24 protein-coding genes and 3 pseudogenes are annotated in these 21,660 nt (G+C 41.3%); 11 read left to right on the top strand and 16 right to left on the bottom strand.

Annotated elements, in window-relative coordinates:
* Window positions 1–118 precede the first annotated feature (118 nt).
* Entirely contained in the window at window positions 119–1,219 is a 1,101-nt protein-coding gene (aroB, locus tag ACE3JL_RS09735) for a 3-dehydroquinate synthase (RefSeq protein WP_271988319.1), read from the top strand.
* Here the strand turns inward: aroB and ACE3JL_RS09730 are convergent.
* Window positions 1,196–2,332, bottom strand: coding sequence for a geranylgeranyl reductase family protein (locus tag ACE3JL_RS09730; RefSeq protein ID WP_375329369.1), 1,137 nt, complete (start codon window positions 2,330–2,332; stop codon window positions 1,196–1,198). The genes aroB and ACE3JL_RS09730 overlap by 24 nt on opposite strands.
* Window positions 2,333–2,567: 235 nt before the next feature.
* Between ACE3JL_RS09730 and ACE3JL_RS09725 the strand changes: the two are divergent.
* From ACE3JL_RS09725 to ACE3JL_RS09715, 3 genes and pseudogenes are all read left to right on the top strand, one after another.
* Window positions 2,568–3,751 (top strand): annotated as a pseudogene (locus ACE3JL_RS09725) (AAA family ATPase).
* Window positions 3,751–4,341 (top strand): DUF4276 family protein, encoded by a 591-nt coding sequence (locus tag ACE3JL_RS09720; RefSeq protein WP_375329368.1) that lies wholly within the window; start codon window positions 3,751–3,753, stop codon window positions 4,339–4,341. Before ACE3JL_RS09725 ends, ACE3JL_RS09720 begins: the two are co-directional and overlap by 1 nt.
* Before the next feature lie 329 nt (window positions 4,342–4,670).
* Window positions 4,671–4,850: pseudogene (locus ACE3JL_RS09715) on the top strand (hypothetical protein).
* A 9-nt stretch (window positions 4,851–4,859) separates the two neighbouring features.
* Here ACE3JL_RS09715 and ACE3JL_RS09710 read toward each other — a convergent pair.
* The 3 genes from ACE3JL_RS09710 to ACE3JL_RS09700 form a co-directional block, all read right to left on the bottom strand.
* The gene (locus ACE3JL_RS09710) at window positions 4,860–5,861 is read right to left on the bottom strand and encodes a hypothetical protein (RefSeq protein ID WP_375329367.1); all 1,002 of its coding nucleotides are present in this window, start codon (window positions 5,859–5,861) and stop codon (window positions 4,860–4,862) included.
* Window positions 5,862–5,996: 135 nt separating this feature from the next.
* Window positions 5,997–7,451, bottom strand: coding sequence for a protein kinase (locus ACE3JL_RS09705; protein WP_375329366.1), 1,455 nt, complete (start codon window positions 7,449–7,451; stop codon window positions 5,997–5,999).
* Between the two features lie 90 nt (window positions 7,452–7,541).
* The gene (locus tag ACE3JL_RS09700; RefSeq protein WP_375329365.1) at window positions 7,542–8,441 is read right to left on the bottom strand and encodes a J domain-containing protein; all 900 of its coding nucleotides are present in this window, start codon (window positions 8,439–8,441) and stop codon (window positions 7,542–7,544) included.
* A gap of 200 nt (window positions 8,442–8,641) precedes the next feature.
* Here ACE3JL_RS09700 and ACE3JL_RS09695 point away from each other — a divergent pair, with 200 nt between their 5' ends.
* The 4 genes from ACE3JL_RS09695 to ACE3JL_RS09680 all read left to right on the top strand — a co-directional run bounded on the left by ACE3JL_RS09695 (window position 8,642) and on the right by ACE3JL_RS09680 (window position 11,589).
* On the top strand, window positions 8,642–9,040 hold the full coding sequence (locus ACE3JL_RS09695) for a hypothetical protein (protein WP_375329364.1): 399 nt from the start codon (window positions 8,642–8,644) through the stop codon (window positions 9,038–9,040).
* A 3-nt stretch (window positions 9,041–9,043) separates the two neighbouring features.
* Window positions 9,044–9,451: a hypothetical protein gene (locus ACE3JL_RS09690; RefSeq protein ID WP_002746866.1), complete on the top strand. Its 408-nt coding sequence runs from the start codon at window positions 9,044–9,046 to the stop codon at window positions 9,449–9,451.
* 394 nt (window positions 9,452–9,845) lie between these two features.
* Window positions 9,846–10,763 carry a glycosyltransferase family A protein gene (locus tag ACE3JL_RS09685; protein ID WP_375329363.1) on the top strand — a complete coding sequence of 306 codons (918 nt, stop codon included), beginning with the start codon at window positions 9,846–9,848 and terminating at the stop codon, window positions 10,761–10,763.
* A gap of 613 nt (window positions 10,764–11,376) precedes the next feature.
* Complete coding sequence (locus ACE3JL_RS09680) at window positions 11,377–11,589, top strand: DUF2839 domain-containing protein (protein WP_002737353.1); 213 nt, start codon at window positions 11,377–11,379, stop codon at window positions 11,587–11,589.
* 121 nt (window positions 11,590–11,710) lie between these two features.
* On the opposite strand, the gene ACE3JL_RS09675 is transcribed toward ACE3JL_RS09680, so the two are convergent.
* Window positions 11,711–12,646: an NAD-dependent epimerase/dehydratase family protein gene (locus ACE3JL_RS09675; protein ID WP_375329362.1), complete on the bottom strand. Its 936-nt coding sequence runs from the start codon at window positions 12,644–12,646 to the stop codon at window positions 11,711–11,713.
* A gap of 259 nt (window positions 12,647–12,905) precedes the next feature.
* On the opposite strand from ACE3JL_RS09675, the gene ACE3JL_RS09670 reads away from it, so the two are divergent.
* The gene (locus ACE3JL_RS09670) at window positions 12,906–13,352 is read left to right on the top strand and encodes a DUF29 domain-containing protein (RefSeq protein ID WP_271988330.1); all 447 of its coding nucleotides are present in this window, start codon (window positions 12,906–12,908) and stop codon (window positions 13,350–13,352) included.
* 146 nt (window positions 13,353–13,498) lie between these two features.
* Entirely contained in the window at window positions 13,499–13,954 is a 456-nt protein-coding gene (locus ACE3JL_RS09665) for a DUF29 domain-containing protein (RefSeq protein ID WP_271988331.1), read from the top strand.
* Between the two features lie 8 nt (window positions 13,955–13,962).
* Here the strand turns inward: ACE3JL_RS09665 and ACE3JL_RS09660 are convergent, their stop codons facing one another.
* The 11 genes and pseudogenes from ACE3JL_RS09660 to ACE3JL_RS09610 all read right to left on the bottom strand — a co-directional run.
* Window positions 13,963–14,748, bottom strand: a complete 786-nt coding sequence (locus tag ACE3JL_RS09660) for a hypothetical protein (protein ID WP_375329361.1) — start codon at window positions 14,746–14,748, stop codon at window positions 13,963–13,965.
* A 257-nt stretch (window positions 14,749–15,005) separates the two neighbouring features.
* On the bottom strand, window positions 15,006–15,512 hold the full coding sequence (locus ACE3JL_RS09655; protein WP_375329360.1) for a type IV pilin-like G/H family protein: 507 nt from the start codon (window positions 15,510–15,512) through the stop codon (window positions 15,006–15,008).
* A gap of 454 nt (window positions 15,513–15,966) precedes the next feature.
* Window positions 15,967–16,515 carry a type IV pilin-like G/H family protein gene (locus ACE3JL_RS09650; protein WP_375329359.1) on the bottom strand — a complete coding sequence of 183 codons (549 nt, stop codon included), beginning with the start codon at window positions 16,513–16,515 and terminating at the stop codon, window positions 15,967–15,969.
* A gap of 127 nt (window positions 16,516–16,642) precedes the next feature.
* Window positions 16,643–16,975: a DUF4164 domain-containing protein gene (locus tag ACE3JL_RS09645; protein ID WP_375329358.1), complete on the bottom strand. Its 333-nt coding sequence runs from the start codon at window positions 16,973–16,975 to the stop codon at window positions 16,643–16,645.
* Between the two features lie 53 nt (window positions 16,976–17,028).
* Window positions 17,029–17,370: a shikimate dehydrogenase gene (locus ACE3JL_RS09640; protein WP_375329357.1), complete on the bottom strand. Its 342-nt coding sequence runs from the start codon at window positions 17,368–17,370 to the stop codon at window positions 17,029–17,031.
* 53 nt (window positions 17,371–17,423) lie between these two features.
* Window positions 17,424–17,819 carry a shikimate dehydrogenase gene (locus ACE3JL_RS09635; RefSeq protein ID WP_375329356.1) on the bottom strand — a complete coding sequence of 132 codons (396 nt, stop codon included), beginning with the start codon at window positions 17,817–17,819 and terminating at the stop codon, window positions 17,424–17,426.
* 85 nt (window positions 17,820–17,904) lie between these two features.
* Window positions 17,905–18,336 (bottom strand): DUF4164 domain-containing protein, encoded by a 432-nt coding sequence (locus ACE3JL_RS09630; protein ID WP_375329355.1) that lies wholly within the window; start codon window positions 18,334–18,336, stop codon window positions 17,905–17,907.
* A gap of 53 nt (window positions 18,337–18,389) precedes the next feature.
* Window positions 18,390–18,752 (bottom strand): shikimate dehydrogenase, encoded by a 363-nt coding sequence (locus tag ACE3JL_RS09625; RefSeq protein ID WP_375329354.1) that lies wholly within the window; start codon window positions 18,750–18,752, stop codon window positions 18,390–18,392.
* A gap of 53 nt (window positions 18,753–18,805) precedes the next feature.
* Window positions 18,806–19,180 carry a shikimate dehydrogenase gene (locus tag ACE3JL_RS09620; protein WP_375329353.1) on the bottom strand — a complete coding sequence of 125 codons (375 nt, stop codon included), beginning with the start codon at window positions 19,178–19,180 and terminating at the stop codon, window positions 18,806–18,808.
* 53 nt (window positions 19,181–19,233) lie between these two features.
* Window positions 19,234–19,563, bottom strand: a complete 330-nt coding sequence (locus tag ACE3JL_RS09615) for a shikimate dehydrogenase (protein WP_375329352.1) — start codon at window positions 19,561–19,563, stop codon at window positions 19,234–19,236.
* Window positions 19,564–19,648: 85 nt separating this feature from the next.
* Window positions 19,649–19,759, bottom strand: a pseudogene (locus tag ACE3JL_RS09610) (DUF4164 domain-containing protein); the annotation flags it as partial.
* Between the two features lie 370 nt (window positions 19,760–20,129).
* On the opposite strand from ACE3JL_RS09610, the gene ACE3JL_RS09605 reads away from it, so the two are divergent.
* Window positions 20,130–21,308, top strand: a complete 1,179-nt coding sequence (locus tag ACE3JL_RS09605; protein WP_375329351.1) for an AI-2E family transporter — start codon at window positions 20,130–20,132, stop codon at window positions 21,306–21,308.
* Window positions 21,309–21,660 lie beyond the last annotated feature (352 nt).

Here is a 21,660-nt window from a genome sequence, read left to right as displayed (position 1 = left end):
AGGATTTAGTCGATTTATGCTCCCATATCGAACCATACCAAGTCCCGAAAAGCCAAAAAAAGCTCCCCCACTCGCCACTTCATAATTCATAATTGATAATTTATAATTACCACACCCTATGGCTATTTGTATTCCCGTTAATTTACCCGATCGCTCCTATAATATTCTGATCGAGAAGGGCAGTTTAGCTAATCTCGGTGCAGAAATGAGCCGGTTAAACTTAGGTAAAAAGGTTTTATTGGTTTCTAATCCCGAAATTTTTGACTATTACGGGCAGATAGCCGTTAATTCCCTAGAAAAAGCGGGATTTGCCGTTTTTACACATCTGATCCCCGCCGGCGAAAATTATAAAACCCTCGATTCGATCGCCCAAGTTTATGATACCGCCCTCGCTCACCGGTTGGAACGTTCCTCGACTATGGTTGCCCTCGGTGGTGGTGTGATCGGGGATATGACGGGATTTGCGGCAGCCACATGGTTACGGGGCATTAATTTTGTCCAGGTTCCCACCACCCTGTTAGCCATGGTGGATGCTTCCATCGGGGGCAAAACTGGTGTTAATCATCCCCAGGGCAAAAATCTGATCGGGGCGTTTTATCAACCGAAATTAGTTCTGATCGATCCTAGCGTGCTTAAAAGCCTACCCGTGCGAGAATTTCGGGCAGGAATGGCAGAAGTGATTAAATATGGTGTAATTTGGGATGCTGAGTTATTTCAACAGTTAGAAGACTCGGACAATTTAGCCAGTTTTTCTCAGATCGATGGCGAGCTATTGCAAACAATTATTACAAAGTCTTGCCAAGCTAAAGCAGATGTGGTATGCACAGACGAAAAAGAAGCGGGTTTGCGGGCGATCTTAAACTATGGTCACACGATCGCCCACGGCATTGAAAGTTTAACGGGATATACTAGCGTTAACCACGGGGAAGCGGTGGCCATGGGGATGGTGGCGGCGGGTGCGATCGCTGTTAAACTGGGAATGTGGACTGCCGGGGAAAATCAACGTCAAACCGATTTAATCGAAAAAGCCGCATTAGAAAGCCGTATTCCGCCTTTAAATGCCGATGAGATGGTTAATGCTCTTACTGCCGACAAAAAGGTTAAAGATGGCAAGGTGAGATTTATTTTACCAACGGCAATCGGCCAAGTCACCATTAGCGATCGAGTCACCCCCACCCTGGTGCGCGAGGTGTTATCACCAACCGAATCCGGGCAGTAAAAGCTTTTTCAATTGTCGCATCGCTTGTTCCGTAACATCCCGGTATTTTAAATCTCCCACAAGAATACGTCCCATCAGTTGACCGGCGATCGGCCTTTTAACGGCGACATTGTAGGCAATTTGGGTAAATTGATAGAATACACCGGCTAATTTAGCCGCTAAAACCATATCTTCCCCCCATTCTTCCCGAATTATCCGACTATAGCCTGCTAAAGCCTGATTATCTCCAGCTAAAGCTCGATCGATCGCCGAGGCTGCCTTAACTCCCGTCAAAATTGCCGGACGGATACCCTCACCGATGAGCGGATCGAGAATCCCCGCCGCTTCCCCTGTAATTAGGGCATTTTGGGCGTGTAGCGGTTGATTTCCGTTCCAAAGGGCTAAAGTATAATCACTATAGCGATAATTTTCTAAATTCCAGCCCTTTTGACGGGCATAATTTAACAGTTGTTTTTTCAGATCCTCGGATTTGATGCTGCCCTTAAAACAAGCACCACTAATTGTGTAACCATTAGACTTGGGAAAAGCCCAGATATAGCCATTTTTTAGGGAACCAAAATCAAAAAAAGCTTTTTGGGGTGGAATAGTCGCTTCTGCGTTAGTAATTTCGAGAGTAGCTCCGATCGCTTCGTTTTTTGCCGGTAATCCCAACCAGCGACTGGTATTGCCCCTAACACCATCGGCAGCAATCAGATATTTGCCTGAAAATGTTCCTTGGGATGTGGTAACTTGCCAGTGATCCTGAACGAATTTGATCTGGGTAACTTCGCTGTTATCTTGGATGGTTGCCCCGACTGCGATCGCCTGTTGACCTAAAAAATCATCGAAACGATCCCTTTGTACCATCCACATCGGTTCTAGCATATTTAACTTAGTGGTGACGGCATCCCCCTGTTTCCAAGTAAACTGTACTTGCGTGACGGTATTCTCGATCACGGGGGTAAAGTCAAAATCAAACCACTGCTTAATTGCTGGGGATACCCCCCCACCACAGGGTTTATAACGGGGTAATTTAACTTTATCGAGAATTAGGATCGATCGTCCCTTTTTAGCTAGATGATAACCCGCCGTCGCTCCTGCCGGTCCCGCACCGATGATAATACAGTCGAACATTTGTATTAATTTAAGTCGTTGAACAAATTTATAGACAATTTACGCTATTTTGGGCAACTTGTGTTGAGTCTGGTTTCTTGTCCCTTCTTCAGACGGTTGAGCTTGCCTCTCTAGTTTCTAGCTGATTTATCCCCCAATTTCCCAGAGAGCCTAATCTCTGGCTTTTTTGACTAATTGATCAATCTTCACCTGATCAATCGTATAATCAAAAAAACTATAACGACTCGATTATATCATGAAAATTGTTTCTATTAAAATAAAAAACTATCGTATGTTTAAAAATATACACATAAGAAATATCCCCCTTTTTGTGTGATTATTGGAGCTAACGGCACGGGAAAATCTAGTCTATTTGATATTTTTGGTTTTCTGCGAGATGCCCTCAAAAACAACATTCGCCAAGCCTTACAAATTCGCGGCGGTTATAGAGAAATTATCACTAGAGGTCAAGAACAGGAAGATATTGAAATCGAGCTGCAATTTCGCATGAAAATCTTAGATACAGAACGTCTGGTTACTTATCAAATCATAATTGGACAAAACAATAATCGCCCCGTTATCAAACGCGAAATACTTCGCTATAAACGGGGTGAACACGGTAAACCTTTTCATTTTTTAGATTTTCAACTTGGTCAAGGATATGCTATCACCAACGAAGAAGATTTTAGTAAACCAGATAAAGAACTCGATCGAGAAGAACAACAGCTAGAATCTAACGATATACTAGCAATCAAAGGATTAGGACAATTTCAACGTTTTAAAGCCGCTACAGCCTTTCGTTCTCTGATTGAAAATTGGCACGTTTCTGACTTTCATATTAGCGAAGCTAGAGGAAGTAAAGAAATATCTTATGCTGAACACTTATCCACCACCGGCGACAATATAGCTACAGTCGCTCAATACATTTATCAACAATATCCCGAAATTTTTCAGCAAATTCTCGAAAAAATGAAACAACGAGTTCCGGGTATTTCCTCTGTGGAAGCCAAAGAAACCGAAGACGGTCGCTTGATTTTACGTTTTCAAGATCAGGCCTTTAAAGACCCTTTTATTGATCGCTATGTTTCTGACGGGACTATGAAAATGTTCGCTTATTTAATATTACTATTCGATCCCAATCCTCATCCCCTACTCTGTGTCGAAGAACCGGAAAACCAACTTTATCCTACTTTATTAAAAGAACTAGCCGAAGAATTCGCCCACTATAGCGACCGGGGGGGTCAGGTATTTGTTTCTAGCCACTCCCCCGATTTTATCAATGCGGTTCCACTAGCTAGTATTTTCTGGCTAATTAAATCCCAAGGTATTACCCAAATCCATAGGGCTGCCGATAGCGAAATCCTCAAAAACTTAGTAGCGGAAGGCGATTTACCCGGCTATCTTTGGAATCAAGGTTGGTTTAAAGGAGTAGAACCCTAATGAACTATGATATCGTATTTTTGCTAGAAGAGTCATCTATAAAAAATGTGTTAGAAGAACTTTTGCCTAAACTTATTCCCCCAGAAATAAGCTATATATGTATCATTCATCAAGGTAAACAAGACCTAGCCAAATCTATTCCTATAAAACTCAAAGCTTTCAATAAATCTAGTCCCAATACCAAATTTATTATTGTCCATGATCAGGACTCCCACGATTGTCAAGAACTCAAAAAGGAACTAGGGAAAATTTGTCAAAATGCCAGTGATGCTCAAGTCTTAATTCGGATTATTTGCCATGAATTAGAATCTTGGTTTCTGGGAGATTTAGCAGCGGTGGCCAAGGCGTATAATTTAAATAGTCTCAGCCAAAAACAAAATAAAAGTAAATACAGAGAACCGGACTTGCTTAACTCGGCCAAACAAGAATTAAAAAAGCTAGTGAAAGAGTATTATGCAGGAACCCACTCTAAACAGATTGCCCCCCATCTTTCCCTAACTGAAAATAAATCCCGTAGTTTTCAAACTTTTATCCAAGGTATCAAAAATGTTGTGGAAATGATACAACGCCCCAATCCGAACCAGAACTAAAATAGACCTCGACCTAATATAATTAAAAGCTTGTAAACTCTTAACTAGAGTTGGCTGAAAAAATCTAAAAACTTTGTTGGATAATATTTTTAGGCTTTTTTAAAATCAAAAAGTGCCAGTACTGGGAGTGAGCGGGGGGAAGATTTAGGCATTTTTTCCCTGAAAATTAGGTAATTGACCACCTGAAAATCTGTAAAACCCCACACCCGTTCGGCTGAGGCAAAAGGAGGAATAAATAATCAGTCTTTAATAACCGGATTTGGTATAAACTCCAGATAGGAGGCTTTCCCACTTTTCTTGATCTCCGCAATTATTGGCTCTTCTCGACTTTGTGTGATAATTTTTGCTTATGGAATCGTGAAATGCTTATCGGGCAACACTTTTAGGACTATTTTGTCGAAGAAACTATCAGTATAGACCTCGTTTCCACACAGAAACCAGAAGAGCCAATTATTTTGACCACTGCTGTTATTGTATGTCTTGAATCCGCAAAAGTCCGTATAATTTAGCCAATAACATTATTTTTCTTTTTCAATTAATCCAGATTCAGTTTTTTTAAGTAAATCCGAGGCAAATCTTTCACTAAATCCCACTAAAAAAGCACAGGAAAAGATAAATAAATTCTGACGAGCTTGGTTTGTTATTAAACTAGAAGAATTTTGATCCTGGGGAATCATAAAATCAATTTTAATCAACGTACCTGAGCTAATTAAACTAAAGACAAAAATACCGAAAATTAGACCAATTAAGGGTCTGAACAAACCAATGAAAAGAGGGACGAGGGGGTCGTCATATTTTTGGTCTGTAAAGTCGATAATTCTGAGTAAAATACTCGCAACACTTCCCAACACTCCTGCTGTTGCCGAATAAACTAAAGCATAAATTATATTCCGATTAGGATTTATCGTATCATTCGATGATTTTAAATGTTCTGAATGACTACTAGAAGGAATCGGTACTGGGGAGTTTGCTCTAGGTAATGGTTTTGAAATAAGTGTCTCCTCTTGAGCATATTTCTGGTGTAAATTATCATCAAATCTGTAAATTTCTTGAACAGAAAACTTGAGAGCAACAATAGATAAAAAAGTTGTAAAAGATAAACCTAAAAATATTTTGAATGGGACTGATCTTACAGAATAAATACAGGTAAACCCATTTAAAATATGTCCCCATAAAAAATAGCGACTATTATTAATTTCTCTTTCTAGATTAATTCTGAATTCTCGAATAGCATCAACTCCGACTTTGTTGGTTTTTGCCATGAGCAATATATATTTAATTTCCTCTAATAACAAAATAAATTTAGTTGGATCATTATTAAAAACAAACCAACCAATTTTCCAGCTATTACTTTTTTTATAAATCAAATAATTCAGATGATGAATTTGTTGAACTAAGTTAGCAATTTCTAGTTGTAATTCAGGAGAAATTATCGGCAAAGCCTCTAATAAAACTTCCCTAATATCCGCATTTAAGGTGTTAACATCGTCGTTGTTTTTTACTGAAGTGGAAGTTATCATATTTTTGGGGACTTTTTAGATTAACTAATAGAATGAAAGTATGCCTTCTGGCAACTAATTCAATTATAGGTAAAAGGGGAAAAGTTTAAGAGAAAATTATCATCTTCCCCTTGCCAGACTTTTGCAAGCAGTCTCTTAATTACTATTTTCCACCGTGGGAAGAGGAGAAGGTGATAAAACTGGAGGAGCGATCGGTTCAATTTTATCCTCATTAACCGGGGGATTAATCACCTCTGGAACAGGGGAAGGAGAAGGAGAGGGGGAAGGAGAAGGAAGGGGAGAAACTTGAGGACTCGGATCTGTTTCAGGAAGGGGAACAGGAATAGGAATTACTTCTTCTGGGGTAGGACTAGGAGTTAATTCTGGAATCGCTTCTGGAGTAGGAATCACCTCTGGGGTAGGAGTCGGGGATGGAGTCGGAGTCGGGGAATAAATGGGAGTCCGTTGACGAGAAGGTCGTCGGATAGGGGGAAAATCTTGGGAGGGAGGAGGAATGATTTCAGGACTAGGAGAAGGTTCGAGGGTTGGTGATGGTTTAATTTCCTCATTTTTGGGTAAAAGAGCCATAAATCCCCGATATCCTAGGGCAAAAGCTCCAATTGTCACCGCAAAAATCAGCAAAATCCACGGCCAAGGATTCTTTTTTTTTCCAGAATTGGTTTGAATAACCATAGTGGGGGAGACGGTTGGTTTTGGGGGTGTAGAGGACTTTAATCGGGGACTATGGGGGGAAACCGCGATAGTCGGTTGGGTGGACAAATCCGGGGACATTTCTCCCAAAGCTGCTAACATTTCCCTAGCAGTGGCAAACCGATCGCGGGGATGAAAACGGATCGCTCGATCGATTACCATAGCTAAATTAGGATTAACATTTTCTGCCTCCTGTCGCCAGAGAATTTCCCCCGTGCGCGAGTCAGTTTCTAGATATTGGGGAGTTTTTCCCGTTAATAAAAAAATCGCCGTTAAGCCTAAGCTATAAAGGTCACTAGAAAAGACTGGTCTCCCGGCAGCCTGTTCCGAAGCCATATAACCGGGGGTGCCAAGGGCGATCGAATAGGCACTTTTTCCCGTAGGATCGAGTAAGGTGGCGACTGCCTCTTTCATTACCCCAAAATCGATTAAAATGGGCAAATTATCACTATTTCTTAAGATAATATTATCGGGTTTCACATCCCGGTGAATAATGCGGCGACTGTGAATAAAATCAATAACAGGCAGTAAATTCTCCAAAATCGTCTGCACTGCTGAAGAGGATAAATTTCCCTGTCGTTGCTGTTTTTGGGTTAGTGTCTCCCCTTCAATCCACTCCTGCACCAGATAGAAATGATTATCTTGGGCAAAATAACCGTATAAACGGGGTATTTGGCGATTTTGTTCCCCCAGTTCCTCTAAAACGCTTGCTTCTTTCTGAAAACGTTCTTTTAACCATTCTGGCATCCCCTCACTTTGAATAGCCGGCTGCAATTTTTTAATCACACAGCGCCGTTGAGAAGGCATATTCGTATCGATAGCGATATAAGTTTCCCCAAATCCCCCCCTAGCAAGGATACTAACAATTTGGTAGCGATTGTTTAAAAGCACTAGATTCATTACCCTGAGAGTGCAAGCGTGGTCCTAGATTGTTCCTAGACTAACATTCTTTCGTTAAGGAAAAAGTCAAGGGAAAAACTAGAGTAGAGTCTAAGGAATCCAGCGACGGATTTTCGTCCACAAAGGTGCATTATCTTGGCTGCTCATCTCCTGAAAACCTTGATAACAATCGTAGGCGCGATTAAGATGGGCAGTGATTTCTGTAGCATTGGGATGGGAATTGCGATCGGGATGCCAATAACACAAGAGAGTTTTATAATTATTCTCAATCCGGCTAGTGGTGCTAAAAGGAGTAATCCCCAAAACTCGCCACCAAACGGGATTAGGCGACTCTATAATCATCACGGCCAAGGAACGAGGCGAAGGATAGAGAATTTGGGCGATTAATGACCAATCTGCTCCATAACAGAGCCGATAAACCGCTTTAACCCGCTCTTTTCCCAACTGTTCACAAGCTTGTAAATGCCATTGACGAAAATCCCTCCGCATCTGCTGATGAGTTCGCAAATCTCGCCGGGCAAATCTGCCCTCAGCTAGTTTATTAGTCCCGATAGTGTTAAAGTTACCATTAGCGATCGCTTTTAGATCCCAGTAAAGATGATAAAAAGGATCTTGACCCAAGGCGAGACTTTCCAGAATTTCCTTAGCGTAACCTCTAGCCGGATTTAATTGCAATAATTCCCGTAATTCCCGACAAAACTGCTCATTTTCGGGCATACTGCGCCATTGCCAATAGTTAACATCCGGTTTTGCCAGAGACTGCCTATATACACTGCGCCACACCTGGGGAACAGTACAAGCGATCGGGGTAGCCAAGGGAATAGCCAGGGGACAAAATTGACCCTTTAAAGAGCTTTCAGGAGCATCTTCTAGCAAACAAGCAAGATGATAAGCTGGATGACTACGGGGCTTTTTTTGGGGGCTAATAAACCAAAAAGCCGTTAAAATGAGAATTAGGTACAAGAGTAGAGAAAGAATTTGCTCCGCCATCGCAACTTTTAGTTAGTCTGCTCAGTTACCCGAAGAATTATAATTCGTGCTATGGTCGCTGAAAAGTTCTTTGTATCTCGGCTGATTGTCAGAAATCCACAAAACGGGGTGATATGCCACCAGTTTCCATATATTCCTACTTTGGTTATTCGGAAAGTTTCTGTATAATTAGTTAAACCTAAAAAATGAGGCAAAAAATAATGACGGACAAAAATAAGCCAGAAGAAGTTCAAGAGGCAATGATTTCAGTGGGAGTGGGTACAGCCATTGGAGCTAGTGCATCGGCAGTAGTTGGCGGTATGGGACTGGCTGTAGGAGGAACTGCTCTAGGAGTCGGTATGGCTCCAGTAGCAGCGGCAGGAGCAGTGGTCGGCACGGCAGTTTACGGAACCAAGAAAGCAATAGAAGAACAAGACGCAATGGCAATTGGAGCAGCGGCAATTGGTGCGGGTGCTGGAGCCGGTATATCAGCATTAGTTGGAGGTATGGGATTAGCAGTAGGAGGGACGGCAGTTGCGGTGACGATGGCTCCCGTAGCGGCAGTAGGAGCAGTAATTGGTTTGGCTGGGTATGGTATCTCTAAATTATTCACTGAGTAAATAATGGCTAAACGGAAAAGACAGTCCCCCAATGCTGCTCAAAAATTAGTAAGAGGAGCAATTCGGGACTTTATTAATCAGCTTAATGGCATAGTTATTGAGCCTGAGATAAATACTCCTGTAAAGGGGACAGAGGCTTGGTATCGGGACAAACTTGCTAGGGAATTAGGAGGAAAAACCGAGGTTTACATTGATAAGGTAGGTAGAATAGATGTCTTAACTAATACGGAAATAATTGAAGTTAAAAATACAAAAGGCTGGAAATCAGCGATTGGCCAAATAAAGAGTTATGGACAGTATTATCCCAAACATAAAATGAGAGTTCATCTATTTGGGAAATTGACTGAAAGTAAACTGGAAACTATCAAGAGAGTATGTAACCTAGAAGGTATAACTCTAACTTGGGAATAGTATGATCGCTGCTCTGGTAAGATTCGTTCCTTAATGCAAGTCCTACCGCTGCAGCGATCAATTTTGGGGAACACACCATGGTCATTGATTCAAGTAAATGATAATAAGCTAAAAACGTCTAGGCACAGCGACAGACGGGAGTGCGATCGCTGATGATGGGGTTGTAAATTTTTGTTACGAAGTGCAGTCAGATTGAACAATTGGTGCTGCAACCTTGGGGGAAAGCTGATGTTATTTCGGCTGATTGTCAGGAATCCACAAAATGGGGTAATATGTCGAAAGTTTCCCCATATCCTTGCTCTGAGGATTGTTATAGGTCAAGTTTCTGTATAATCAACGGTTAGATGTCCCTCGATTTTAGGCATACTATCAATTAAAGAGAAGAGAGTAGAGAATGCTTTTATCTATCGTTACACCAACTCGTGGTAATTTCTCATCTTACTGGTTCGAGCAGCTTAGGTCTATTCAAGGAGATGTAGAATTCATATTAGTGTATCCCCCAGGGCGAGTAATTCCAGAATTTAATGATTCGAGGATAAAAGTCATTGTAAGTCCTTATAAAGGAGAGGTAATACAGCGTGCGACTGGTTTATTGAATGTATCGGGAGACTACGTTATCGCCTTAGACGATGATGACTTTTTGCATCCACAGATCACTGACATAGTAAAATCGTATTTTGAGCTATATCCTAGAAGTATATGTTTACGTTTATGCAAAAAAGTCATAGACTATCAAGATACAAAGTCGATTGAGCGTTCATGGGACGATCTACCTGATATTGCCAAGCTGACTGCTGTTGAGACAAAATATAACAGAGAAGAGTATGCTGAAAGTGAAATTCTTCAAGAAATCCCTATTTCTCCTTTAAACAATAAATTTAAGCTTATATCCTTATGGTTTTATAGCAAGCGAACGGATCAAAAAGGGCCACATCCTGAGAATTTCACTAATAGAGTTTGGAAGACGAATATTGCACGAGAAGCAGTTGAAGATTTATTGAGCTTTACACAAATTTTGGGATCGCTAACTTGGATTCCTTTCTGGAACTTAGATCGATTGTTAGGTCTGTACTTGCAAGCTAAAATATTTCAGCAGGGAATGATTCTTGGTCATTGGTTACATGGTGCAGAGCAAATCAGATACATTCAAGCAGCATGGAGTACAAAAGGTGAAATTCGCTCAATGTTTGCTGCCGATATGCTGCTTGCATTAAGATTTCCACAGTACGGTTATTTTTGGAACTTGTTTTTCTATGAAATGTGGGTTGCCTTGAAAATCTTTATAAAGACAAAATTAAATAGGGTATGCTGAAAAAGTTTTTCTTGGGTGTAGGCTTCGGCCGTGAGATCAGCGTTCGACAAAAGCTCACGCGTAGGTACTTATTGTAAGTTAAATTTATCACACAGAACCTAGAAAAACCCTCAATTTTCCCTCTGATCATTCCCATACCTGGTACTTTTTGTCTTACCAAGCAAGGTTTTTAGATTTATTCAGCAAGCCCTAAATAGGATTTGCTGAATAAATGTGAAATCTAGGCTAGGTAAGGGTTTTGTGGCTTTTCTCGCAAAACAGGTGCAAGATTTTGAGAAAATCGTCGTTCAAAACCTTGTGTCTTCATCGGCCTGCGTCCTGTAGGGGCGAAGCATTCGGGCAATAACCTATCGCTGAAACCGTAGATTTTCTATCCGAATGCTTCGCCCGTACTTTTTCTTTTAGCTCATCACCTTCTAAGACGCAGTTGCAGCGGATGCGTAGGTTCTGGTAGGGTGCGTTCCCTAATGCAATTCCTACCGCTACACCGATCGATTTTCAGGAAACCCAACATCCTCACCTGTTACTATGAAAGGGTATAATAAGTTTAATTTAGGTCATCAAGGAGCTAAAAAAACCTTAATGGAAAGTCGTATTAATAATTGACAGTAGTATGGGTGAATCAAAACGTCGTCAATCGGCCCTGGGTGATAAGTATGGACAGGAAGAAAATATCCTGCCTTGGCTACCGATTACTAAAAGTCAAGCAGCTCAAGCTTACAAGTTAACCACTAGGGGTGCTTGGATTGGTATAGGAGTTTTAGCCGGGGTTTGGGTGGTTATTCGCTTTGTCGGTCCGGCCTTCGGTTGGTGGAATGTCCAATAACCACTTAAGGCTGCATCAGTTTAGGGGTTAGGGTTTTAGGGTGTTGGGGTGTTGGGGTTTTAGTTAAAATTCCCCCACTTCCCCACTTACCCACTTCCCCACTTCCACCAGAAAATTAATTTTATTGCTGTGCCAAGATCTGGTCATCGATCGCCAAGTCTATTTCTTGCTGATCGCGACCGGAAGCTAGATAATCATTCTGGAAGGAGTCTGTTAAACCACTGACTAGATCATATTCAGGCTGCCAGTTTAACTCCCGGGTAGCTTTATTAATATCAGCGTAAAAATGTTGAACCCGCAGGGGGAAAGGTTTCTTTTTGCCGAAGTCAAATTTTTTGGGGTTATAGTTAACAATCTCGATTTCCTCGGCATTTTTTCCCATGGCTGCTGCGCAAGCTTTTGCTAAACCGTTAAAAGTTACATAGCGATCGCCTGAAATATTATACACTTGACCAATAGCCTGAGAATTACCCAATACTGCGGCCATGGCTCGGGCCAGATCGACAACGTGACCAAATTGGGTAAAATGTTCCCCATGACCGGGTATAGGAATAGGACGATTACGAACCAAACGGTCAAAAAACCAAGCTTCTAGGTCATTATAGTTGCCCGGTCCGTAGATATAAACCGGACGGATAGAAGTCCAGGGTAAACCCATCTCGCTTAAATAGTTTTCTGTCTCGTGTTTTCCCTTGTGGCGACTTTTGGGATCTAGTTTATCCCCTTCTTTATGGGGCATTTGGTCGGATTTTAGATAAACCCCCGCCGAGCTAACATAGACAAAATGCCCGATTCTGTCCTTAAAAATTTCGACGAGGGGCTGAGTATCACTTAATTCTCTGCCATTATTATCGAAAATTGCCTCAAAACTCTCATTTTTAAGCTTTTCTTTTAGTTGCCTTGGGTCAGTGCGATCGCCATGAATCTGTCGTACTCCAGCAACCGGAGCGGGTTTATTGCCACGATTGAATAATACTACCTCATGACCCTGTTCTACTAACACTTTAGTCAGGGAAACGCCGATAAATCGGGTTCCACCCATAATTAAAATTTTCATCGGTCGCCATTGTCAATATCAAGGTTATATTATCCCTCGATCGGTGCGGTTTGTGGCTGGTTAGTTTTGGGTTTTGGGGGCATCCCATCAATCCGTTGAGTAACGCACAGAAAACGGGTTTCTCGGAGAAACCCGTTTTCTACTCATGCACTCATGCAAAAAGGCGAATAAATAATCAGTCTTTAATAACCAGATTTAGTCTGAATTGGCGAAGTTTCGTTAAAATAAAGGTAATTAGTCAACAGAGGATGTCAAAACTATGACTTTAGCCAAAATAAAAAATCTTTATGATCAAGATTTTGCTTTGTGGATAGAGAAAACGGTTAAGCAATTAAAATCTGGGGATCTATCTCAGGTTGATTTAGAGAATTTGATTGAGGAGGTGGAATCTTTGGGAAGACGAGATAAAAGGGAACTAAAAAACCGTTTAATTACATTATTTGAACACGGTTTAAAACGCCGTTATCTTCTTTTGTCTGACTGTTATCGAGGTTGGGAAGTAACAATTAAACGCTGTCAATTGAAGTTAAAAGATATCCTTAAAGATTCCCCTAGTTTATGCAGTTTTTTGACCGATATTTGTGATGATTGTTATCAGGAAGCGTTGGAAAATATGCGAATTGAATATGATGCTATTTTTCCCGATGTTTGTCCTTTTTCTAAGGATATTGATGGTTTATTAAACCATAAGTTTTGGGAAAGTTAAAGTAACGCACAGAAAACGGGTTTCTCGGAGAAACCCGTTTTCTACTCATGCACTCATGCAAAAAGGCGAATAAATAATCAGTCTTTAATAACCGAATTTATTGTGATTTTCAAGAAATGAATTTAAGTTTAACAGGGAGAAAAATTATGACTTTAGCCAAGATAAAAAATCTTTATGATCAAGATTTTGCTTTGTGGATAGAGAAAACGGTTAAGCAATTAAAATCTGGGGATTTATCTCAAGTTGATTTAGAGAATTTGATCGAGGAGGTGGAATCTTTGGGGAAAAGTCAACGCAAAGCAGTCGATAATTTTTTAACTCGTTTATTAGAACATTTATTAAAACGTTGTTATGTGGCTCTTCCCGATTGTTATCGGGGATGGGAAATTGAAATTAGAAATTTTCGCAAGGAGTTGAAGAAGGAATTTAAGTATTCTCCTAGTTTGCAAAGGTTTATGATCGAGATTTTAGAAGAATGTTATCGAGAAGCTTTAGAAGCGGTGAAAGAGGATTATCCAGACTCTATTTTTCCCGATGTTTATCCTTTTTCCAATGATATTGATGGTTTATTAAATCATAAGTTTTGGCAGGATAAAAAATAGGTCAAACCCTAATCCTTGGGAGGAATTGCCATCACTTGATTATTAACCACAACCAATTTACCGCCCAATTTTTCGATATTTTCCTTAGCTAACCTGCGGGTTTCTTCGTCTTGACTATTTAGCCAGACTAACATCCAAGCACCGACTCTGGGAGCGCGACTATCGGGATTAGTTTCTAAAAATTTTACTGTTCCCCTAGCGGATTTTTCGATAAATTCATTACCGGCAATTTTTGCCCAATCAGCGGCCATTTGATTCGATTTTTTCGCCGCGGGAATATCACCTAAAAATAATAGTTCATCCACTCCTTTATATAACCAAATAAAATAGGCATCGGTGACATCAGGAGTTAGTTTTGATAAACCTTTATTCATAATCTCAACCGTTTTTTCAGGTTTACCAGCATTGAGGGAAGAAGCGACAGACATCATCAAATATGCGCGGACAAATTTGGGGTCATTTTTGGTGACAATTTCCATAAAATCGGGACTTAAACCGTAACCAGTTTCCCTACGGGCATCCCCATCACCATAGTATTGTATAAACTGTAACATTGACCAATTAGCTAACATATTATTGAAGCCAAAGGAAGGTATATTTTTTAATAACTGAACCTGAGAATTTTCTCGACTAGATTCTTGACGATAATTTCTCTCTAATAACTTTTCTTTAGTCAAGGTTTTCACCTTTTCCTGTTGCATTTCCACAATAGCTATAATTAGTCCACCGATGACGGCGACTAAACCAAGAGTTTTAAGTAAGGATAGATTGAGAGATTTTTTTACGCCTAACATATCTTCAAACAAAAGTCAATAATCAGTAACGTAAGTAGCTGGTTTTAATTAAATTAAAACATGGATTTTAGGTTCGATCCCCCCTGCCACCCTTGATAAGAGGGGTGCCGATAGGCGGGGGGATCTTCCCTTTATCCCCCCTTAATAAGTAGGGTTAATTCATGAATTAACCCTACGGTGAATTAACCTACAAATCACGACCTTCATAATTATAACCATTTACTTATCAACAAAAATAAAAGATTTTTGGGTTTATTTTAATTAATTCTAACACCATTAACACAGTTAAGAAAACCAGCGGAATTACTGGTAGAAACATTATCTTCTAAGGGAGTTTCATCCTCACAAACAATACTGGTATAGGCCCCGGCTACCGTTTGTCCAGCCGCTCCAGCATAATTTTTAATATCGTTACCAAATTCAGTCACAGCATCCGCTAGATAAGCGGCTCCAAAAGGATTGGGAGTTCCCACTTCGCTGATATTATAAAATGTTAGGGAGATAGTGGCAGCTTCCAGAGATAGTTCAGATAAAGTAGCAAAAGTCCCTTTTTCGTAACGATAACCCTGTTGGGCGCGATTGATTAATCCCAGTGATGCGCGCGCTTCTGCTTGCCTACCTTTGGCGATTTGTCCGAAAATAGTGGGTAAACTGATAGCAGCGAGAACCCCCAATAAAATCACCACTACTAACAATTCTATTAGAGTAAAACCCATCGCTTTTTTTTCTCGTGATTTGATTGCTGAAAAGAGAAGGTGTTTCATAGTTAGGCAGTGGTAATTCAGTTATCAGTTATCAGGAGATTGGTTTTATTTGAAATTCCCCACTTCCCCACTTCCCCACTTCCTAATTCGCCCCGTGTGCAACTATATTTTTAGTCTTGATTTACAAGGTTTTCAGAAATTAGCAGAGATAAAGTATCCTCTGGAACCCTGATTCTGTCGTTTTTAGTTGCACATCGCCTTAATTCATAATTCATAATTCATAATTCATAATTCATAATTCATAATTCATAATTCCTAATTCCTAATTCATAATTCATAATTCATAATTCATAATTCCTAATTCCTAATTCATAATTCCTAATTCATAATTCATAATTTCCTAAACAATCAAAAGCGCAAGGTTTCCGAGAAAACACTTCCCTGCCACCTTCCGCTAGAGTATCAATTGTTGGTTATTATGCCAGAAAGCTTTGAGGCAATCTGGGAAGAATATCTAGTTGACTTGTGTGCTGTTGTCTTCTGGACAAATATCCACCGTGCCGTCGGCACCCACAGTCGCCTCGACAACGTCTATATCCGGGGCATTTGTTTCACAAATGACTGAACTGAAATTACCTTCGGCGGTTTGACCTACCGCAGCAGAGTAGTCGCGAATATCGTTTGTGAAGGCGGCTTGAGCGGTCGCATTAGTTCCAGCGGCGAGGGGAGTGGGATCTATACTTTCTGCATAATCGTAGTATGTACCTGTTATATTTACAGACAACTGGTTGGCAGTCGGGTCAGCAGCCGGGTCAGTGGAGAATGTTGCAAAACTGCCTCTTTCCAAGCGGTAAGCTTGTTGGGCGCGGTTGATAGTACCGAGACTGGTGCGAGCTTCCGCTTGTCTGCCTTTGGCCACCTGACCGAGGAGGTTGGGGAGAGCGATGGCGGCCAGTATGCCGATGATGATAACGACAACTAGGAGTTCGATGAGGGTGAAACCTTTGTTACCGTTCTTTTTGTTGAGAGTTTGGAGGAGTTTGAATTTGAAGGTGGAGTTCATGGGTATATCCTTAAGTAGATTTTTTTTGTTCTCTATGAACAACTTACCCACCCGTTTCAGAAAACCTATCACCCTTGGGAAAAATTTTTTTTGGGGAGGTGGGGGAGGCCGTTTCTGGTGGCCAGTTCTAGGGATTGGGGAAAAAACCAAAAAGTTTAGCAGCGCCTCCCAAGACAGCGACCACTAAAGCTATCAGAATCCCCCGGTTGGTGAACTCCTGATAACCAACCCGTACCGTTAACCCCTCGATTTTCTCGTCTAATACTTTAATATCGCCTTTTAACTCGGCCTTAAGTTCGGCCTGTCCGATTTCTACTTTGGTTAGCCGGTCTTCTACCTTGTCAAATCTCTCATCTACCTTGTCAAATCTCTCATTCATCCGTTTTTCGAGGGAGTCGATTTTACTCTCAATTCTGGTTAGAACCGATTCTAGGGAATAAGTTACGGTTTCGTTGGACATTTGCTAAACTCCCAAAGTTATCAATAGTTTTCGGGGTGTGAGACTGGAGAATTTTAGGGATTGTTACCGAGGAAAAGAATTCTGATAGCAACGGTGATAATTGCACCGATAGCGGCACTCATGGCACCGATAAGGATAGGGACAATCAGACCTCGAAAACCCTGTAGATCAGAAATAGCCTTAACTAGAGTGTATTGCTCATTTTCTACTTTTTCTAGTCTTTTATCCATCCCTTCGACTTTCTCAGTTAGTTTAGCTTGTCCTACCTTTAAATCATTTACATCTTCTTGCAAGCTATCGATTTTCTCCTCCATCCGTTTTTCGAGGGAGTCGATTTTACTCTCAATTCTGGTTAGAACCGATTCTAGGGAATAAGTTACAGTTTCGTTGGACATTTGCTAAACTCCCAAAGTTATCAATAGTTTTCGGGGTGTGAGACTGGAGAATTTTAGGGATTGTTACCGAGGAAAAGAATTCTGATAGCAACGGTGATAATTGCACCGATAGCGGCACTCATGGCACCGATAAGGATAGGGACAATCAGACCTCGAAAACCCTGTAGATCAGAAATAGCCTTAACTAGAGTGTATTGCTCATTTTCTACTTTTTCTAGTCTTTTATCCATCCCTTCGACTTTCTCAGTTAGTTTAGCTTGTCCTACCTTTAAATCATTTACATCTTCTTGCAAGCTATCGATTTTCTGGTTAACATCTCTTTGCAAGCTATCGATTTTCTGATTGACATCTTTTTGCAAGGTGTCCATTTTCTGGTTGACTTCCTTGATGCTGTCTTTAATTTCCTTAAGGACCGATTCTAGGGAATAAGTTACAGTTTCGTTGGACATTTGCTAAACTCCTCTGGGGTTTTCGGGTTTTTGAGCGGCCATTTATTATGATCATAAAGCTCGTAGCCTTGCCTAGGAGTCAGTTCTAGGGATTGGGGAAAAAACCAAAAAGTTTAGCAGCACCTCCCAAGACAGCGACCACCAAAGCTATCAGAATCCCCCGGTTAGTGAACTCCTGATAACCAACCCGTACCGTTAACCCCTCGATTTTCTCGTCTAATACTTTAATATCGCCTTTTAACTCGGCCTTAAGTTCGGCCTGTCCGATTTCTACTTTGGTTAGCCGGTCTTCTACCTTGTCAAATCTCTCGTCAATCCGTTTTTCAAGGGAGTCGATTTTCTGATTGACATCTTTTTGCAAGGTGTCCATTTTCTGGTTAACATCTCTTTGCAAGCTATCGATTTTCTGATTGACATCTTGTTGCAAGGTGTCCATTTTCTGATTGACTTCCTTGATGCTGTCTTTAATTTCCTTAAGGACCGATTCTAGGGAATAGGTGACGGTTTCGTTGGACATTTGCTAAACTCCCAAAGTTATCAATAGTTTTCGGGGTGTGAGACTGGAGAATTTTAGGGATTGTTACCGAGGAAAAGAGTTCTGATAGCAACGGTGATAATTGCACCGATAGCGGCACTCATGGCACCGATAAGGATAGGGACAATCAGACCTCGAAAACCCTGTAGATCAGAAATAGCCTTAACTAGAGTGTATTGCTCATTTTCTACTTTTTCTAGTCTTTTATCCATCCCTTCGACTTTCTCAGTTAGTTTAGCTTGTCCTACCTTTAAATCATTTACATCTTCTTGCAAGCTATCGATTTTCTGATTGACATCTTTTTGCAAGGTGTCCATTTTCTGGTTGACTTCCTTGATGCTGTCTTTAATTTCCTTAAGGACCGATTCTAGGGAATAGGTGACGGTTTCGTTGGACATTTGCTAAACTCCCAAAGTTATCAATAGTTTTCGGGGTGTGAGACTGGAGAATTTTAGGGATTGTTACCGAGGAAAAGAATTCTGATAGCAACGGTGATAATTGCACCGATAGCGGCACTCATGGCACCGATAAGGATAGGGACAATCAGACCTCGAAAACCCTGTAGATCAGAAATAGCCTTAACTAGAGTGTATTGCTCATTTTCTACTTTTTCTAGTCTTTTATCCATCCCTTCGACTTTCTCAGTTAGTTTAGCTTGTCCTACCTTTAAATCATTTACATCTTCTTGCAAGGTATCGATTTTCTGGTTAACATCTCTTTGCAAGCTATCGATTTTCTCCTCCATCCGTTTTTCGAGGGAGTCGATTTTACTCTCAATTCTGGTTAGAACCGATTCTAGGGAATAAGTTACAGTTTCGTTGGACATTTGCTAAACTCCCAAAGTTATCAATAGTTTTCGGGGTGTGAGACTGGAGAATTTTAGGGATTGTTACCGAGGAAAAGAATTCTGATAGCAACGGTGATAATTGCACCGATAGCGGCACTCATGGCACCGATAAGGATAGGGACAATCAGACCTCGAAAACCCTGTAGATCAGAAATAGCCTTAACTAGAGTGTATTGCTCATTTTCTACTTTTTCTAGTCTTTTATCCATCCCTTCGACTTTCTCAGTTAGTTTAGCTTGTCCTACCTTTAAATCATTTACATCTTCTTGCAAGGTATCGATTTTCTGATTGACTTCCTTGATGCTGTCTTTAATTTCCTTAAGGACCGATTCTAGGGAATAGGTGACGGTTTCGTTGGACATTTGCTAAACTCCTATAGATTTTTGAGTTTTTCGAGCAGCTATTTATTATGATCATAAGGGAAGTAACCATTTCTAGGAGTTAGTTCTAGGGATTGAGGAAAAAACCAAAAAGTTTAGCAGCACCTCCCAAGACAGCGACCACCAAAGCTATCAGAATCCCCCGGTTGGCAAATTCCTGATAACCAACTCGTAGAGAACGCTCGGCTCGGTTATTATCGGGAGAGACTTCAGGATGCTCTAGGAAACACCACCACTGATGGGACTTGTCCACCAAGGATTTCAGCAATAAACCCGCAGCATAACAAACCCGGGGTCGCCACACAGCTAAAGCTTGCTCTGACCCCAATTAGTAGTAACAGTGCTGGTTAAATAGCTCTTCTGGGTTGTGCGTGAGGATGGTATAACTGGAATTCCCTGTAGTAAATATACTAGCTATTGGAGCATAAAGGCTCAATCACCTGTCAGCATCCCACACCCCATCATCCCACTTCCCCCCGGTTAAGTTAGCGGGTTCGGCTTCGATCTGTCAGAATACAAGTATTGAAACAAACCCTTTAAGAGGCTTCATGGTGGAAGTTAAAGTCGTTCCCCCGAAACGCAATTGGGTTCAGACGTGGTGGCAATCCCTGAATTCCTTATCTCGCTTACTGGTGATTGCTCTAGCTGCACCACTTATAGTTCTGAATGCCTGGGCATTATCGGCAATTTTTGGCTATTTTGAATCTTTATTTGTTATTCTACTGATAGCGGCCGTTCTATCTTTTCTCTTGGGTTATCCGGTGACTTGGTTGGAACGTCAGGGATTAAAACGGGGTTTAGCTGCGATCGTGGTTTCCCTGATCACGATTTTAATTTTTGCGGCCGTGGGAATCACCCTAGTTCCCCTAGTCTTCACCCAAGCGCAGCAATTTGTCAACAGATTGCCAGAATGGTTAGACTCAGGACAGCGCCAACTGATGCAACTAGATACCAAAATCGACACGATGAATCTACCGATTCCGATCAGTTTCGATGGTGTTATCGCTCAGTTTAACAGTCGTTTAGGGGCAGAATTACAAATTTTAGCGGGAAGAAGCGTTAATTTAGCCCTTAATCTCACCGTTTTTACCGTGGTACGCGTGCTTGATGTGCTGCTAACCATTATCCTCACCTTTTATCTACTTCTCCACAGTCCCGACATCTGGAGGAGTATTATCCAATGGTTGCCCAAACCCGTCCAGCAACCCTTTTCCCTAACCCTACGCTTAAGTTTTCAGAATTACTTTGTCGGACAGGTGATTTGTGCCACTTGCATGGCCCTGGGATTAGTCACGGCATTTTTATCGATTAAAGTCCCTTTTGGCCTCCTATTCGGTCTCTTGATTGGCACTATGGCCTTAATCCCTTTTGGGGGAACTGTAGGCATTGTCACGGTGACAGCTTTACTAGCTTTGCGCGATATTGGTTTAGCTCTGCAAGTTTTAGCCGTAGCTGTAGTGGTGCAGCAAATTGTCGAAAATGGCATTGCTCCCCGGATTTTGGGCAGTGTCACCGGGTTAAATCCCTTTTGGGTGTTGGTTTCGGTCTTGACGGGGGCGCGAGTGGGCGGTTTACTGGGGGTGATTGTCGCAGTTCCCATGGCAGTAATGATCAAGGAAGCTTTGGAGGTCATCCGTCAAGTGACCCCAGAGGAGACAAAATACGGGATAATTAAACCCTCTCTCCCCCTAGAATCGGAATCCTCTAGCGGGGTGGTTTCTCGCTGAATAATGACCGATGGTATGATCTGAGGTGATCGGCATTTTTCTCGCAGGTTCTTGGTTTTTCTCCCTCGATCGAGTTATGATATCTTTATTGGTAGATTAACTCCACTTGCCCTGATCGCTGTCCATGACAAGTAAGGACAAATCAAGGCTTGAGAATGCCTTGCCAGTTTCTGGAGTCTGGCTTATGGGGAGATTAGCTAACCAATTGTCTCTAAACTCGGATAATTTCTGAGAAAAGATGATTGTCTATCCCGATAAATCAGCAAAAAATCGATATTTTGGTTAAATAGGCTACATTAACAGCCCGGTTTCTGTCGTAAGCTCGAAGTTAAGACATAAAGTCAATATCACC

Source organism: Microcystis sp. BLCC-F210 (assembly GCF_042134685.1).
Taxonomy (GTDB): Bacteria; Cyanobacteriota; Cyanobacteriia; order Cyanobacteriales; family Microcystaceae; genus Microcystis; species Microcystis aeruginosa_D.
This window is presented reverse-complemented; position numbering and strand designations above follow the sequence as displayed.